A 15,816-nucleotide genomic window follows, 5' to 3' on the forward strand; every position below is an offset into this window, starting at 1 on the left:
CGACAGCGGCGCCGGATCAATTTGCAAGCAAACAGCATCCCGCGCAGTGAAAACCTGCGGAAACGATTACTTCCGCAGGTCTCAAAACTTCGTCACGTCAACGCCTTGCGAGTTCTTCACGGATGACGATTTAGGCAAATATGTCAGGCTTTGATCCCGCCACTCACGTCGATCGTTCGACGACGCGACAAATCCCTCGCGACGCCTTCGAAGCTGCTGGAGCGCCGAGCATCGGATCTTTCGCGGAGCAAGGGGGAAGTCGCACGCTTTCGACTTAAAGACGGCGCTCCTCGGTTTCGACGAGCATCTGTCGTAACCACTGCATATAGGGAGTGCCGCCTGTTCCTCGTGGATCATCAGTCCAACGATTGATATATTCCTCAGCCCAGCCGTAATGGACCCGCCGGAAAGCCGCCATCGCCTCCAAAATTGCGTTGTAGGCGCTTTTGTTCGCGGGGCTGCGGATGTCGGGCATCGCCTCAACTTCTTCGATCAACGCCCGATGCTCGGCCGGCATGTATTTGCGCATATCAGCGAGATGATCCGTGAGTACGGAGCGCTTATGAGGGATCTTCATAAAAGCGACGAGCGTCGGCATGATGCTGCTTTGCGCGCCTGTCTCGCCACGAAACTGCATAGCGGTTTGGTCGACGCCTTCGTACGTCACATTTTCGAAAAATCGGATGTAGGGTCGGAAGGTCTTGTAATAAAGACTGGAATCCATGTGCTCAGGAATGCGTTTTAGCGCTTCCACCTGTCGTCGTACGGCCTTTTCGATGCGCCAAAGCTCCGCGCTAAGATCAGCAGCTCGATCTTCAATCAGCCTGCGCTTGATCGTCGCAATCGCTCCCAGAATTTCCGCTCCGATGGCTTCGATCTCGACATGCACCAGGATGAACCAATGCTCGTCGTACATATGGACGAAGTTCTGGATCGTATCGATGTTTCCCAGCGCGATCGGCCCGTCCTTGCGCAAGCGTTTCCAATTGTACAGAGCATAGCCATCGTAACTGAGGATCGGCGGGCGTTTGAGCCGTTTCGCCGCATCAGTGAGCGGTTCGGCCAAGTTGTGGGGGAGAGTCGTAGCCGGTTCCTCTCCGACTTGATTAACATAGGCGGACGCCAGAAACCCGACTCGCACATAATAGAGACGAAGCTGCGGAAGAGTCGTCTCGGAAGCAGCGCCTTCCCACTTTGGAATGCGCAAAGCGCGCGCATAGGCCCGGAACCCTTTGTCATGGAGGAGGCTGGGTAGATCGCGCCCGATTTCGTCGAGCGCGGCATAAGGCGAACTCGACGGAAAGGCGGCGAGCGGATCAGTTTCCGGAAGAAAGCCGCGTCGCGCATATACGGGCTTCAGCAGCTCACTCTCTTGGGTCGTGATGGTCGGCAACCGCTAGATCGCTCCTTTTTGGCCTTGACGAGCTCCGCCATATCGGTCCGGCATCAGAGTGTGCGGATGCTCACGCTGTTCAATGCGGGGATCAAATTAGCTTGCCGGCGCGGTAGAGAAGCGAACCCACCCACAAGACGAGCGCCAAATAGTAGAGCGCCCAGCCTTCGGCCGCTGGAAACCAGCGAGACAATGTTCGGAAATGTCGGACGTGCCACTCGCTCCCGAATAGGACTAAGAGATTGGCGCTGATCGCGTCGATGAAGATAACATAGAAGATGATCGCTTCGATGTTCATAATATCAACTCCCGCGCTTGTAGCCCTAAATAGAGCATAGGCGCGACGCCAGCCGATGAAGGCGACTCTGGCGTGGCGTTTTCCTTACCGTCAGGACTGTGAGATCGATGATGGCCGCAGGCAAAATAGGGCGGCGCGAAGCCGATGGCGCAGGAGTTCCGCAGGCTTGGGTGTGGAGCCAATACCGAGGCCGGCTGCTGACGCAGATCGAGCGCAAGCGCGACATTGACCAAGCGGATCTGATGCTCTCCGAGCAAAAGGGCCTGCGTCCTTTTGGGACGGCGCTAGGTCTCGCTATTGCTGTCGCCATTATCTTGGGATTGGTGTGGCTGTTCACCCCTCAAGTCCCCTCGAGCCCGATCATGGGCTCTGCTTCGAAGGTAAATGACCTTGAGTCTCAATCCGTCGATGGAGAGAAGTCCGTCGAAACAGTTCCAGCGCCGCCGCCGCAAAGCGAAGCTGCCGCCAGCGATGGAGAGAAGTCCGTCGAAACAGCTCCGGCGCCGCTGCCGCAAAGCGAAGCTGCCGCCAATGCAAATCCAAAGAGTGTCGAGGCGCCAGACTTCGAGACCAGACTCCGCTCGTTCCTAGCAAACGGGCCTGGAAAGGAAGCTTCGTTCGAACTCGGTCGGGTCGCCTTCAATCCTGGCGCGGCGACGCTCACGGCGGCCGCGCGCGAAGAGCTTCAAAAACTTGCAGAAACATTGAGAGAATATCCAGGCACGCACGCTGTGGTCGGCGTGCATAGCGATGCTGGCGGCAGCGCCAAACAAACCGCGCGTCTGTCCGCGCGACGGGCCAAAACTGTCCGGAGAGAGTTGATGCGCCTCGGCATCGGACACTCTTTCGTTACGGCGGCGCACGAGGCGAGAGCCTCCCTGCGCGCATCGGCGCCTGCACGGCCGGGCTATGTCTGGATCGATGTCAGGAAGAAATGATCGCCCAGCGACGCTGAGCGTCTGCAATCTGCCGGCATTGTCATATTGAGCCGGGATCGCCGATTTCGATGGCGTTCTTGATCCGCGGGCCTCAGACGCGCCTTTGTTTTCGTGGGCGAGGGTTCGCAGCGAGGCGGGCGCTATTGACAAGAAAAGCTCGCCAACGTGACAACGTCGATATGAGCCTTCTCTTAGGGACAGTGACGGCGCTCGCCGGGACTTATATTTTGGCCGCCGTCGTCTTGGCCGCCGTTCAGCGTAAGCTCCAATATTTTCCCGACCCTCATCTCACGCAACTGGCGCAAAGCGGCCTGAACGGCGGAGAAGATCTGCGCGTTCGAACCGATGACGGAGAAACGCTCGTCGCTTGGCATTTTGCGCCGAGAAACGGTCGGCCGCTCATTCTCTATTTTCATGGCAACGGCGGCGCGCTTATTGATCGGGTCCCTCGTTTCCGCCTGTTTCTCGACAGGGGTTACGGTCTTCTCGCCGTTTCCTACCGCGGCTATGGCGGCTCGACCGGTTCTCCAACGCAGGCCGGCTTGATCCGAGACAGTGAAGCTGCGTATCGTGAAGCTCGAGCGCTTGGCTACAACAATCACCGCATTATTCTGATGGGGGCGTCGCTTGGCACGGGCGTCGCCATTGCGCTCGCCGCCACCCACGCCGCCTCAGCAATCGTCCTCGAAGCGCCTTATCTATCGGCGCTCGACGTTGCCCGTACGCTCTACCCGATATTTCCGGTCAATTGGTTGATGCTCGATCGTTTCCGTTCCGATCTCGCGATCCGTGACGTCCATATTCCTGTGCTTATGGTGCACGGAGAGAAGGACGACGTCATTCCGATGAATTCAGCCAGAAGCCTATTCGCGCTCGCTAATGAGCCGAAGACATTTGTGAGCGTGTCGGGTGGCGACCATCTCGTTTTAGACCTCCCGGATGTCTTTCCCCGCGTGTGCGAATGGATCGATGCGCAAGCCTCGACAACTCATCCTTGACGCCAATGATCCTAGCGCTGTGTTGCGCTTTATTGTGTCAAGCCCAGGATCGCCTTTGTTTCCAAAAATTCGGCAAATGCATAGTCGCCCCATTCCCGGCCATTGCCGGAGGCCTTATAGCCGCCGAAAGGCGCCATCAAATCCATGGGCGCATTGTTTAGGTTCACTTGGCCCGCCCGTAGACGAGAAGCGATTTCTCGCATTTTATCCAAGTTCTTCCCAGAAACATAAGCTGCGAGACCATATTGGGTGTCGTTGGCGATCTCGACCGCCTCGTCGATCGTATCGTAGCCCAGGATCGACACAACAGGCCCGAAAATCTCCTCGCGAGCGATTGTCATATTGTTTGAAACATTCGCAAAGACGGTCGGCTTGACGTAATAGCCCCTTTCCAGGCCTTCAGGCTTGCCTGTGCCGCCGGCGACGAGGCTCGCGCCTTCTTCAATCCCTGTCTGGATCAGGCGCTGGATCTTCATCCATTGCGCCTCGGAAACGACTGGCCCGATTTGAGCATTGCCATTCGGATCGCCGACCGTCGTCGCTTCCGCCGCCGCTTTGGCGATGCCGATGACCTCGTCCATCCTTGTTTGTGGCGCGAGCATGCGCGTCGGCGCATTACAGGATTGACCCGAGTTCATCATGACTGCGCGCACGCCATCAACGACGGCGCTCTTCATGTCAGCATCTTCGAGGATGATGTTCGGGCTCTTGCCGCCCAGCTCTTGGCTCACCCTCTTGACGGTTGGCGCGGCGTTCTTTGCCACCTCGACGCCCGCACGGGTTGAACCCGTGAAGGACACCATGTCGACGCCAGGATGCGAGCTGATTGCGGCGCCCGCCGTCGGGCCGTCGCCATTGATAAGATTGAATACGCCAGGCGGGACGCCCGCCGCGTCGAGGACTTCGGCGAAGATCTGGCCCGAGAAAGGCGCGATTTCGGAAGGCTTCAAGACAATTGTGCAGCCCGTCGCCAGCGCAGGCGCGACCTTGCAGGCGATCTGGTTGAGCGGCCAGTTCCACGGCGTAATGAAGCCGCAAACGCCAATCGGCTCCTTGACAATCAACGTCGTGCCGCGAAGCTCCTCGAACTTGTAATTCTCAAGCACCTGAATCGCAGTGATGAAATGCGCTCGGCCCATGGCGGCTTGGGCGCGCTGCGCTAGCCAAACCGGCGCGCCCATTTCCTCTGTGATCGCCTTCGCTAAGTCCTCGTGGCGCTTGTCGAGTTCAGCAACGATCCGTTGAAGCAGCTCGACCCTCTCCTTCCGGCCAGTCTGCGAGAAGGTCGTGAAGGCCTCGCGCGCAGCATTGACGGCGCGATCAACATCACTGATCGAACCCAGCGAGATCTGGCCGCATACCATTTCTGTGGCGGGATTGATCACCTCAAGCGTCTTCGGCGTTGCGGGTTCGACCCACTTCCCTTCAATGTAAAACTTCAGGTAGTTGCGCATTTGCCCGCTTTCCGACTGAAGCATCAAGCCAAGAACGCGAACGTCACGGCCGTTCGGTCAGGCCGACTCTGGGAACGATTGTAGACCGGGATGAGACTACCAAACTTCCTGCGCAGCTCGCATGTCGTCAACCTATTTTTCGCGAATGCAAACGCGTTGCATATCTCTGCGGGCGAAAAGGCGACCTCTCGACAGCAACTTGACCCGATCTGCTTTCTCTGATCCGGGGGACGAAGCCCGACAGGTAAATAAGTGACAATCGGGTAACGGGCGGCGTTCCCTTTTCCCTGGAGCGCGGCGTATGTCTAATGCCTTTCTCAGTTCCGCGGCGCCTAGCGACGTATTCGCTCGATCGTCAGACAGCCGATGTCATCCGACTGCTCCTCACCCTTCGCGAAGGCGTCGACGGCGGCAAAGAGTCGCGACACCAAATCCTGAGGCGGCTCCTGCGGCCCTGTCTCGATCACCGCCACGAACCGCTGCTCTCCGAATTCCTCCTTTGCGGCGTTCATTGCCTCCGTAACGCCGTCTGTGACCAGGATGAGTTTGTCGCCCGGTTCAAACCGCCTCGTCATCGCCTGAGCGTCGCGGGCGGGATCGATCCCGAGCGCTGCGCCTGTCGCTCTGAGGCGCGTGATCTGTCCACTCCCGGAGAGATGCGCCGGGGCGACATGGCCGCAGTTGGCGTAGCTTATCTCGCCATCGCGTAGATCGAGAACGCCGAAAAATACGGTCGCGAACATAGCCGCGTCATTATCCTCGCAAAGCAGAACGTTTGCGCGATTGACAACCGTCATGACATCCTGTCGGTCGCGGCCAAGCGTTCTTAGAAGCGTCACCACGATCGATGCGAAGAGGCTTGCAGGCGTTCCCTTGCCACAGACGTCGCCGATCGCGAAGGCGATCCTGTCGTCGTCCAGGACGAAGAAATCATAGAAGTCGCCGCCGATGTCGCGGGCCGGCCGCATCCGCGCGGCGATTTCCACGTCTTGCCGGCGGTCATTGATCGTTGCCTCCTTGGGAAGGAGCGACTGCTGGATGAGCGCCGCGCTCGCCATTTCATCCTCGCGGCGTCGCTTTCCGATAATCTCGGTGGCAAACCGATGGAACGCCGCCGCGAAAGTCGCAAGCGCCGGCGGCGGATTGTCGAGATCCGCAAGAATGCGGCTGTCGAACTCGCGTTCTTCGAGCGCAGCGAGGGCGTTGGCGTAAAGCGCCAAGGCTTCATTTACGGTCGCGATATGATGGCCGAGCTGCTCCAGCGCCGCCAAAAGAAGATCGGGCGACTGTCGGCCGAGCTCGACAAGTTCGCTGCGGCTGATCTCATACAGGCGCGCAGCTGTCATAGCCTTGACGCTGGCCGTTCGGGGCAGTCCGGCGAAGGCGCCGATTTCGCCGATGAGACGCGGCGCCTCCAGCGTCGCGAGCGGCGCGGCGCCATAGGCTGTTTCCGCATAGACTTGGACAGCGCCTTCCGCGAGGAAGAAGCCGGAGTCGCTCGCCTCGCCCTGCCGAACGAGCGTGTCGCCGGTTTGCAAGTCAATCCTGCGCGCAGTCGCCAGAAGCTTTTCAATCGCAATGCGCGTCGCGGGATTCATGATCTCCAACGGGTCCTTGTCGGGCGCAGTCATGCGTCAGGCGCGCCGACGAAATCAAGAACGACGACGTTTGTGTCGCCATCACGACGGCAATGGACATGATCCGCGAAGCGGCGAACCAGGGCGACGCCCCATCCGCCCGGCTGCGCTTGTTCAAGCGTGGCGTCAATGTTTCTCGCAGGCGCCTCGGTAAGATCGAACGCGGCGCCATCGTCCTGGAGAGTCAGGCGGAGTCGATCGTCGAGAAATTCGAGCGTGATGATGAAGGTCAGATGCGGACGCCCGCCGTAACTCACGGCGTTGATGAGGATCTCCTCGGCGCAAAGTTGCGCGCCAAAACGCTGCCGCTCAGTCACGCCGAGCGCCTCGGACTCGGACGCGATCCAGCCGACGGCGTTCGAAATATCGCCGTCGGTGACGCTAAGGCTGACGCGCCGCGTCGGTTGGGGGCCAATCAAGGCGTCGCTGCTTCTTCCGAGTCGGGGCCGATGAGCAGCGCCATCGACAAGGAGATGATCGCCGCAAGCGAAAGATAGAACGCCGGAGACAGTGGGTTTCCGGTGAGCTTGATGAGGGACGCCGCAACCATTGGAACCGTTCCGCCGAAAACCGAGAGCGAGAGGTTATAGCCGACGGAGAGGCCAGAACATCTGACATGTTTGGGGAAGGCTTCAACGAGAAAGGCCGGGCTTGCGCCATAACAGGACATGAACAGCGCGAACGCGCATTGTCCGGCCAGGATGGCGCCGAGATGCGGGCTGCTCATCAGCCAGAATAGCGGCCACGAGAATAGGGCGAGCCCACACGCGCCCATGATCAGCACCGGTTTGCGCCCGATCCTGTCAGAGAGCGCGCCGGCGAGCGGCGTCATGATCAGCATGAAGAACAGAGCGATGCTGTTGAGCGTTAGCGCTGTCGAGGCGGAAAGATGCTGCTGTTCCTTCAGCCAGGTCGAGACATAGACAAAGCAGAGATAGAAGCCGACGCCATTGCCGAGCGTGAAGCCGACGACCTTGAAGATCGTGCGCCACTGCGTGCGGAAGGCGTCGAGAAGCGGCGATTTGCGCGCTTCCTCCGTCTGGACGATCGCGGGATCGGGCGGCAGGCGGCGGCGAATGACAAAGACGACGAGACCGATGAGCAACCCGGTGAAGAACGCGAGCCGCCATCCCCACGAAGCGGTGGCCGTCTCGGGCAGGAAGGCCGTGAGCGCCGCGCCGACCGCCGAGCCGAGAAGCAAGCCGCCCAGCGCGCCGAAGGGGGCGAAACTGCCGACAAAGCCGCGCCGGCGGGTCTGGGCATCTTCGACGAGAAGAACCATGGATGTCGTATATTCGCCGCCCACGGCGAGGCCCTGCGCCAGGCGCAACAGAATCAGGAGCGAAGGGGCTGCGAGGCCGATTTGCCGATAGGTCGGCAGAAGCGCCATCAGCAGGGTCGGAACGATCATCAAGATGACGGAGCTGACGACCGCCGCGCGCCGGCCCAGCTGGTCGCCGATATGGCCAAAGAGCAGCCCGCCGAGCGGACGCGCGATGAAGCCCACGGCGAACACGCCGAACGAGGCGATCAGCGAAACGGAAGGATCTTCAGAAGGAAAGAATTGCGCGCCGATCGTCGCCGCGAAGAAACCATAGACCCCGAAATCGTACCATTCGACCACATTGCCAGCTAGGCCTGCGAGCACCGTCCGCCGCTCGGCGGCGCGCGTCTCGAGATTCACCTGATGAGCCGTGCGCGCGATCTCGCCTCCGATGAGATCGATGCGCGCGATTTGGCGAATGCGCGGCCTGACCCTCTCGAGTTCCTTCGGCGTTAGGATGCGCTCAAAGACGAAGGAGGCGTCGGCGAGCGACGTCAGCGCGGCGTCGGCAGGCGTGGGAATATCGTCATTATAAAGTAGGGCGAGGATACGCTTTTTCGCCTCCTGCCGCTTTTGCCCATCGACGACTGGATAGCGACGTTCCTTGAGCACCCAGAGAAAGGCGTGATCGCTCTGGCGCAGAATCCCGCGCGCGCAGAGATTGGAGAGCGCGGCCTGGCGCATGGCGGGGGCGCTGCGCGACAGATGCGTGATCCAATGTTGCGCGCCGAGACGACGCGGCTCGATAACGATATCGGCGAGCGCCTGATCAAGAATCTCGTTGCCCGTTGGCGTCGTGTCCACCGCGAAGACGCCATCGAGGTCCGAGTCGATGCGGTCACGCAGCGCGAGATCCATCAGCGCCGCGCCGGCGATTCCGCAGTTGAGATAAATTTCGGGCACGCTGTCGAATTCGCCGCCGCTGTCCTCCAGCGTGAGCAGCAGAAATTCCTCGACGAGGCCGATCTGCGATGCGGGCGCATCTCTTAGTGGGCGATCTAAAGCTACGGTCATCTTCGTTCCCCGAGGAGGCGGCGCCTGGACGACGGACAGGAAAGGGGTTTATGGCTTTCAGGACTTCGCAATAAATAAACGGCGATTGCGCAACCGTCACCGGGGAAAGCAAATGGAGCTCACGCACGAGATTTCCGATGGGCTGCTTGTGGTCAGGCCGAAAAGCCGCATCGACAGCAGTTCGGCGGCGTCTTTCGAAGAACAATGCGCAGCGCTGATCGCAGAAGGACCCAACAGGGTCGTCGTTGATTTTGCCGAAGTCAATTACGTCAGCTCCGCAGGCTTGCGAGCGGTTCTCATCGTCGCGAAGAAAGCCAAATCGCTGGGTGGCGCGCTCACGCTTTGCGGGCTGTGCGGCAATGTGAAGGAGGTGATGTCGGTAAGCGGCTTCGACGCGTTGCTGGGCGCTCACGCGGGCGTGGCGGCCGCCTCCGCCGCGCTTCGGAGTTGAAGTAAGGGCTGCGCGTAAGTACCCGTCATCAAACGATTTGAAACAGGCGGCGGCGTTGCTTAAGGGAGGATGCGGCTCATGGTCGGCGCGCCTCGCGTGATCCAGTTCAAACGTTAGTTTAAGAGCGGCATTTGGAACAGTGAGATCAATGCCGATCGTTTAGGCGGCTAATTTGAAAAGCCTGATCGCGTTTAGGCGACCAATCTTCTCCCGATCGTTTTCAGCAATACTCGCCGCGTCGAACCATTTCGCCGCGTCGCTGATTTCCTCGAAGGGATAGTCGGTCGAGAATAGGACCCGGTCCGAGCCGATTTCCGAGATGGAGTTGATCAACGCTTGTGTCCGAAACGAACCAGAGGTTGTGACGTAGAAATTCTGATGGAAATACTCCTGAAAAGTCTTTTTGATCTTTATGCCTCTCGGCGCGGTCGCAACGCGATGATCGACGCGCCAGATCAGAAAGGGGAGACCTTCGCCATGGTGACCCATGATGATCTGGAGGTCTGGATGCCGGTCGAATAGACCGCTGCCCATCAGTCTGAGAGCATGCGTCGCTGTCTCCACGCCGAAGGCCCATGCAGAACCGAGCAGCCAAGGGTGACCGTCGTAGATGCGAGACCGCGATGAGATAGGATCGCGCGGATGCAAGTAAAAAGGTCTGTTTAGCTTCACAAATTCAGTCCAAAAACCTTGGTAGTGGCCGTCATCCAGATAGACGGCCGACTCTTCGTCTCCGACCTGCGAAAATCCGTTGACAAGCGCGCCGACGAAACCGAGGTCAGAGATGCACCTGTGCGCCTCGAGGGCGGCGGCCTCCGGATCTTGCAACGGCAATGCCGCGAAGGCGCGGAACCGATCGGATCTTTTCGAGACGTGTTCGGCAAGCAAATCATTCGCCTGCTTCGCCATCTCAATCGCCCTGGGAACGTCGCTGATTGCTTGGATCGCCGGCGAATTTAGCGAGATGATCATCATTTCCATCTCGTGCTGATCCATGAGCTTCAGACGAACGTCGCCGACGTCCATGAGACGCCTTCTCAACTCGCCCCATTTTGCCTCCACGCAATATTCGTGCGAGCGGCCAAGCGTGTCGGGATGCGAGAAATGCTCTTCGAGGCCGATTTTTCCTTTCATGCCGCCACCTGTCCCTACCGTAAAATTGATCCGCTTGGCGCGCTGCGTTTATCCACGACAGTCCGGGTCCGCGCTTTAGCACATAGATTTTACGGGTGTGGAGGCAAATGAAAACGCCGCAACGAGGCTCTTTTTACGAAATTCCCTGTTGGCGGGATTTTGGCGCCGAGACGCGCTCGGGCAGGACTGTGCGCACAGCCAGCGCTTTTTTAGACGATGTCTCGTAGTTTGTAATGTGGCCCGTTTGGGTGCGCGCAATGCTGCGACGCCGTTCGCGCTCGATCCGCCGTTTGAGCGCGCTCGATGAATCGCTTAAGGAGGTCAGCAGGCGCATTGCGTCGTGGCCATATTTACTCTCAAATCGCAACTCTTCACTTCGCGTCGGATTGCCCACATGCTGACGGTTTTCTGCTCTCCCGCGAGATATGTTCAGGGCCGCGAAGCGACGCGGTCGCTCGCGTCCGAACTCTCGCGGCTCGGCATCGCGAAAAAGCCGTTGATCATCGCAAGCGCCAGCGCCCGCAGGGAGCTGGAGCTGACGTGGCGCGAGACGTTTCAAGCCGCCGAACTCGATTATGCATTGATGGATTTCGGCGGGGAATGTTCATTTGCGGAGATTTCGCGCGGCAAGGAAGAGGCGCGGCGCGTCTGCGCCTCGACGATCGTCGGCGCCGGCGGCGGCAAGACGCTGGATGCGGCCCGCGCTGTCGCCGCTGAACTCGATCTGCCGGTCGTCTGCTGTCCGACGACCGCGTCGAGCGATGCGCCCTGCAGCGCGGTGTCGGTCGTCTATACCGAGGACGGCTTATTCGAGAAATACCTCTATTACCGGCGCAACCCCGATCTCGTTCTCGTCGATAGCACGATCATTGCGCGCGCCCCTGTGCGCTTGTTGATTTCCGGCATGGGAGACGCGCTCGCCACCCATTTCGAAGCGGACGCCGCGATCCGCGCACATCGAAAGAATGTCGTCGGCGGCCTGAGCACGATCGCCGCCGCGGCGATTTCGGAGCTCTGCTACAAAACTCTGCTCGAGGAGGGAGCGTCGGCCGTCGCTGCCGCACGGACCGGCTCGATCACGCCGGCGCTTGAACGCATCATCGAGGCGAACACGCTGCTCTCCGGCCTTGGATTCGAGTCGGGTGGGCTTGCGGTGGCGCATTCGGTCCATAATGGGCTGACCGCTGCGCCGGAAACGCATGATCGGCTGCACGGCGAAAAGGTCGCCTTCGGCGCCTTGGTGCAGCTTATTCTTGAAGGCAGGCCGAGCGCCACGGTCGAAGAGGCCATGGGTTTTTGCGTCTCGGTCGGCCTGCCTGTGACGCTTGCCGAACTCGGTCTCCAAAGTTTACCGCGTGAGAAGGCGCGGGCTATCGCCGAACGCGCCGTCGCTCCCGGCGAAAGCGCGCATAACGAACCTTTCGAGGTGAACACCGCAAATCTTGTGGACGCAATTTATGCGGCGGACGCGATCGGCGCGGCCTTCAAGGCGCGAGCTTCGCGGTAAGCAGGATCGCATATCGGCTGCGCCGCCTACTCCTTCAAAGCGGAAAGAACCGCGTCCGCGGCGCGAAGGGCGAGCGCGGCGATGGTGAGCGTCGGATTTGCGGTTCCGCCGGTCGGGAAAACGGAAGCGCCGACGATGAAAAGATTCGAATGTCCGTGAGCGCACAAATTCCTGTCGACGACCGAGGCCGCCGGATCATCGCCCATGCGCGCCGTGCCCATGATATGGCCGGCGGCCTGCGCGCCATCCTTGTGCCAAAAGGCTTCGACGCCAACTCTTGCAAACATATCTTCATGCATATGTCTGGCGTTGGCGAGCGCACGTTGGATATAGCTGTCGAGTTGATAGAAGATCGCCGGGCGCGGCAGGCCGGTCCTTTCGATCTGCGTCGAATCAAGCGTGACCCTGTTGCTCGCGAGAGGCAATTGCTCCGTCAATGCGGCAATGCGGATATGCCGTGACGTCTGATCCCTGAGCGCCGCATCGAGCGCCCTTCCGCGCAGTCCGCTCATCGCCAGTTCGCGCGCGGTCGACTCTGGCGCGCCCTTCGGCCAGCTCCAGCCTTCATTGCCGATTTCGAAACGCAGCGCAGAATTCTCGGCGCGATCCTTCAGGTCCCGGAAATTCTCGATTCCGGATGTCGCGCCGGGTCCGCGATAAGGCCAGACCGGCCGGCGCGCGAGCGCCCAGCTGAGCTGGATCGGATGATCCATCAGATTTCGCCCCAGCTGGTCGGAGCGGTTGGCGACGCCGGCGGGAGCGGCTTCCGAGGCCGACGCCAGGAGAAGCCGTGGCGTTTCGACGCCATTGGCGGCGATGACGATGACGCGCGCGACGACGCGTCCCGTCGAACCATCCGAACGCATGAATCTGACCGCTTCGACGCGTCCGTCTCCGGCGCATTCAACGAAATTGGCGCAGGTTTCGGTCAGCAGTCGCGCGCCGAGAGATTGCGCGCGCGCGACGTGAATAGTCGCGTCATATTTGGCCTGGATCGGACAGATCGGAATGCAACTGGCGCTGCCGCGACACGGCGGCCGATCGCCTGACGGTTTTGACAGTCGGGCCTGCGGCGTTGGGCGCACCTTATAGTTCGACGCCTGCAAGGCGTCGCGCCATGCGAGATCGAGAAAGCTTTGCGCAATCGGCGGAAAAGGGTAGAGGGCGGAGCGTGGCGAACCAAGTTCGTCGGCATTGTCTCCGGCGACTTCGAGCTCCTGCTCCGCCCGACAATACCATGGTTCGAGATCGGCGTAGGAAATTGGCCAATCAACGGCGAGGCCAAAGAGCGATCTCATTTTGAAGTCGTCTGGCACCAGCCGAATGGCCGAGCCGAGCCAATGCCATGTCGTGCCGCCGACCTGGCGCAAATAAGTCGAACCGAACGGATGCGGTCCTTTTTGCGCATAGAAGCCGTAGGGCTTCTCCGTTTCGGGATGCGGCGCGAATGCGGATTGCGCATAGGCCGATTCGGGCGTCTTGGGAAATGCGCTTTGAAAGCGACTCACGGCGGCGGCGCGATCCACTTCGCGGCCAGCTTCCATGATGACGACCTTCGCGCCCTTTCGCGCCGCGCTGCAGGCGACCAGCGCGCCGGCGACGCCAGAGCCGATGACCAATATGTCGGTATGAAGGTCCATATCGGGCGCGTCACTCCGATGTCGGAGCAAAGGCCCAACTCCCGGCTTCGCCGGGAACGCCGCCTGGCCGCGCAAATCCCATTGCGTCCCACATCAGCGCGCCGGTGTAATCGACGCAGATCATGCGTCCGGACTCGATGGTCTGGCCGGAATACCAGTCCGCGACGATTCTGCGTGAAAGACGATGCGCGTTTTTTCCTCTGTGATCGAGGCCGAGACTACGCATATAAATCCGGGCTGCCTCAGGCGAAAGATGCGCGCGACCAGTCAGTTCGGCGCTGAGGCGAAGAAAATCGGCGAGGCCCGAGGCCTTCGCAACAGCAGCGCGAGCGGTCATCCAGAGCGTGAGCGTGCAGCCGATCAAAAGCGTCCGACGCGAGATTTCGCGATTCATTGCGCGCCCTTCATTGCTGCCGACCTGCCGACGTTCCGCCATTGCGACGAGTTTCGGTTCTTTTAGCGTTTCCACGCAATTGTTTCGTCGAAGCCCTTGATCGCCTCCTGCGACAGGGAGGATGCGAGCAGCTCGTCGAGCACAGCCGGCGGCATGGTAATGTCATGACTATATCGAAGTCCGACATCGACCGTGCGTCGATCGGGAAAGCTCGCGAGCAGCAAGGTTCGATCGGCGCTCTTGACGATCGCGGCGATGTTTTGGAGATTCCTCTCCCAATCCGTTTCGAGCCGCATGAGCCTGCCAAGATATACGGCGACGCCGTCGGCGCCGGCCTCCATCGCAACATAGGCCTGCGTTGCGGTGAAGACGGCGGTGACCAGAGTGGCGCAGCCCATTTGCTTCAGCGCAGGATAGCAGGCGACGCTTGTCGGCGTCGGCGTCAGCTTCATCCACAGCTTCTTGCCGCGCGCTGCTTTCAGCTCTTCGAGATATATGGCCGCCTGCCGCAACCCGCCGTCGGCGTCGCCGACCGCCTGGATCATCAGATGGCGAATGGCGCCAATGTCGGCGGCGATCTTGCAGAGTTTGCGCGCCGCGTCGACATATTCGTCGAGCGACAGGCTTTCGGCGCCGGCGGCGCGGGCGATCAGGGTTGGATTGGTGGTGAACCCTTGCACGCCAAGAAAATCGAGCGCCTTCTGGATAGCGTCTCGATCCGCCGTATCGACAAGAAGCATCGCGTCCCCGCAGCTTTTTACTGAAGCCGTTCTCAGCCCGGCTTTCGTCGCGCGCTCAGCACGACGCTTTTCGGATTGGCGAGGATCGCGTCCCAGAATTTCCGCCCGTAGCGCTCAATTCCTTCCTTGGAGACCGCAAATGGCGTCCATTCGGCGTCGACGAACCCCGCCTGCTCCAGCGCACTCTCGCAAGCGCGACGACTCCATTGGGTGAATTCGATCGAAAAATCATCGCCGATAAAACTCATCCGCACGCGCAGATTCTCGGGTCCTTGGCCGATCTCTTCGAGAACGTAATCATAGGCGACCAGATCGTTTCGACCATTGATGAAATCGGGATTCGGCACAACGGCGACGAGTCTGCCGCCGGGAATCACATTTGCCGACACGGAGTCGAACATTAGCGCCAACGTCTGCTCGTCCTTGGCGTAATTGAACAGAAAGACGGCGGTCGCGATATCGAAAGATCCGAAGACCGCCGCCGTCGCGGCGTCGCTGACCTTGTAAACGATTCCGAGCGGATTTTCGCTTTCCGCCTGTTGTGCGGCCGCCACCATCGCCGGTGACACATCGACGCCGAGCACAGAATTTGCGCCGAGTTTTTTCAAGAGCCGCGAGTAATGGCCTGTGCCGCAGGCATAGTCGATGGCGCTCGCGCCAACAATGTCGCCGAGCGCGGATTCAACCGATGGCGTTTCGAGGAAAACAGTGACGTCATCCTTGCGCGCATGCGAATATTGTCCGCTGATGGCTTGATACTGATCCTTCATGAGCCGCCTCAAAGAGTCGTGACGCCGCTTCGATTCGGATACGAGATCCCTTTGAACGCTTGACTGTCATTCCCGACGCGCGCATCGCGCGCGATCGGGAATCCAGAGCAGGACCAGCAATCCT

Annotated in this window: 16 protein-coding genes; 4 read left to right on the forward strand and 12 right to left on the reverse strand. The window is 60.1% G+C overall.

Annotation, left to right across the window (positions count from 1 at the left end):
• Positions 1-274 precede the first annotated feature (274 nt).
• Entirely contained in the window at positions 275-1,393 is a 1,119-nt protein-coding gene (locus AB7I51_RS09780) for a hypothetical protein (protein WP_428406188.1), read from the reverse strand.
• A gap of 91 nt (positions 1,394-1,484) precedes the next feature.
• Complete coding sequence (locus tag AB7I51_RS09785; RefSeq protein ID WP_428404147.1) at positions 1,485-1,691, reverse strand: hypothetical protein; 207 nt, start codon at positions 1,689-1,691, stop codon at positions 1,485-1,487.
• A 107-nt stretch (positions 1,692-1,798) separates the two neighbouring features.
• On the opposite strand from AB7I51_RS09785, the gene AB7I51_RS09790 reads away from it, so the two are divergent.
• Together AB7I51_RS09790 and AB7I51_RS09795 are read left to right on the forward strand one after the other, a co-directional pair.
• Complete coding sequence (locus AB7I51_RS09790) at positions 1,799-2,629, forward strand: OmpA family protein (RefSeq protein ID WP_428404146.1); 831 nt, start codon at positions 1,799-1,801, stop codon at positions 2,627-2,629.
• Positions 2,630-2,808: 179 nt separating this feature from the next.
• Positions 2,809-3,627 carry an alpha/beta hydrolase gene (locus AB7I51_RS09795; RefSeq protein WP_428404145.1) on the forward strand — a complete coding sequence of 273 codons (819 nt, stop codon included), beginning with the start codon at positions 2,809-2,811 and terminating at the stop codon, positions 3,625-3,627.
• 29 nt (positions 3,628-3,656) lie between these two features.
• On the opposite strand, the gene AB7I51_RS09800 is transcribed toward AB7I51_RS09795, so the two are convergent.
• The 4 genes from AB7I51_RS09800 to AB7I51_RS09815 all read right to left on the reverse strand — a co-directional run bounded on the left by AB7I51_RS09800 (position 3,657) and on the right by AB7I51_RS09815 (position 9,056).
• The gene (locus AB7I51_RS09800) at positions 3,657-5,081 is read right to left on the reverse strand and encodes an aldehyde dehydrogenase family protein (RefSeq protein WP_428404144.1); all 1,425 of its coding nucleotides are present in this window, start codon (positions 5,079-5,081) and stop codon (positions 3,657-3,659) included.
• 332 nt (positions 5,082-5,413) lie between these two features.
• A complete protein-coding gene (locus tag AB7I51_RS09805; protein ID WP_428404143.1) occupies positions 5,414-6,712 on the reverse strand; it encodes a PP2C family protein-serine/threonine phosphatase in 1,299 nt (432 codons plus the stop codon).
• Complete coding sequence (locus tag AB7I51_RS09810) at positions 6,709-7,137, reverse strand: ATP-binding protein (RefSeq protein WP_428404142.1); 429 nt, start codon at positions 7,135-7,137, stop codon at positions 6,709-6,711. Before AB7I51_RS09810 ends, AB7I51_RS09805 begins: the two co-directional genes overlap by 4 nt.
• Complete coding sequence (locus AB7I51_RS09815) at positions 7,134-9,056, reverse strand: MFS transporter (RefSeq protein ID WP_428404141.1); 1,923 nt, start codon at positions 9,054-9,056, stop codon at positions 7,134-7,136. Before AB7I51_RS09815 ends, AB7I51_RS09810 begins: the two co-directional genes overlap by 4 nt.
• Before the next feature lie 112 nt (positions 9,057-9,168).
• Here AB7I51_RS09815 and AB7I51_RS09820 point away from each other — a divergent pair, with 112 nt between their 5' ends.
• Positions 9,169-9,507 (forward strand): STAS domain-containing protein, encoded by a 339-nt coding sequence (locus AB7I51_RS09820; protein ID WP_428404140.1) that lies wholly within the window; start codon positions 9,169-9,171, stop codon positions 9,505-9,507.
• A 159-nt stretch (positions 9,508-9,666) separates the two neighbouring features.
• Here the strand turns inward: AB7I51_RS09820 and AB7I51_RS09825 are convergent, their stop codons facing one another.
• Together AB7I51_RS09825 and AB7I51_RS09830 are read right to left on the reverse strand one after the other, a co-directional pair.
• Positions 9,667-10,641 carry an amidohydrolase family protein gene (locus AB7I51_RS09825; protein WP_428404139.1) on the reverse strand — a complete coding sequence of 325 codons (975 nt, stop codon included), beginning with the start codon at positions 10,639-10,641 and terminating at the stop codon, positions 9,667-9,669.
• Positions 10,642-10,774: 133 nt separating this feature from the next.
• On the reverse strand, positions 10,775-10,975 hold the full coding sequence (locus tag AB7I51_RS09830) for a hypothetical protein (RefSeq protein WP_428404138.1): 201 nt from the start codon (positions 10,973-10,975) through the stop codon (positions 10,775-10,777).
• 60 nt (positions 10,976-11,035) lie between these two features.
• On the opposite strand from AB7I51_RS09830, the gene AB7I51_RS09835 reads away from it, so the two are divergent.
• A complete protein-coding gene (locus AB7I51_RS09835) occupies positions 11,036-12,148 on the forward strand; it encodes a glycerol dehydrogenase (protein WP_428404137.1) in 1,113 nt (370 codons plus the stop codon).
• Positions 12,149-12,174: 26 nt separating this feature from the next.
• On the opposite strand, the gene AB7I51_RS09840 is transcribed toward AB7I51_RS09835, so the two are convergent.
• The 4 genes from AB7I51_RS09840 to AB7I51_RS09855 all read right to left on the reverse strand — a co-directional run bounded on the left by AB7I51_RS09840 (position 12,175) and on the right by AB7I51_RS09855 (position 15,692).
• On the reverse strand, positions 12,175-13,788 hold the full coding sequence (locus AB7I51_RS09840) for a GMC family oxidoreductase (RefSeq protein ID WP_428404136.1): 1,614 nt from the start codon (positions 13,786-13,788) through the stop codon (positions 12,175-12,177).
• A gap of 10 nt (positions 13,789-13,798) precedes the next feature.
• Positions 13,799-14,182 carry a hypothetical protein gene (locus tag AB7I51_RS09845; RefSeq protein WP_428404135.1) on the reverse strand — a complete coding sequence of 128 codons (384 nt, stop codon included), beginning with the start codon at positions 14,180-14,182 and terminating at the stop codon, positions 13,799-13,801.
• Between the two features lie 62 nt (positions 14,183-14,244).
• Complete coding sequence (locus tag AB7I51_RS09850; RefSeq protein ID WP_428404134.1) at positions 14,245-14,922, reverse strand: transaldolase family protein; 678 nt, start codon at positions 14,920-14,922, stop codon at positions 14,245-14,247.
• 32 nt (positions 14,923-14,954) lie between these two features.
• Positions 14,955-15,692, reverse strand: coding sequence for a class I SAM-dependent methyltransferase (locus tag AB7I51_RS09855; protein ID WP_428404133.1), 738 nt, complete (start codon positions 15,690-15,692; stop codon positions 14,955-14,957).
• Between the last annotated feature and the right edge of the window lie 124 nt (positions 15,693-15,816).

It is taken from the genome of Methylocystis sp. (genome assembly GCF_050246715.1).
GTDB lineage: Bacteria > Pseudomonadota > Alphaproteobacteria > Rhizobiales > Beijerinckiaceae > Methylocystis.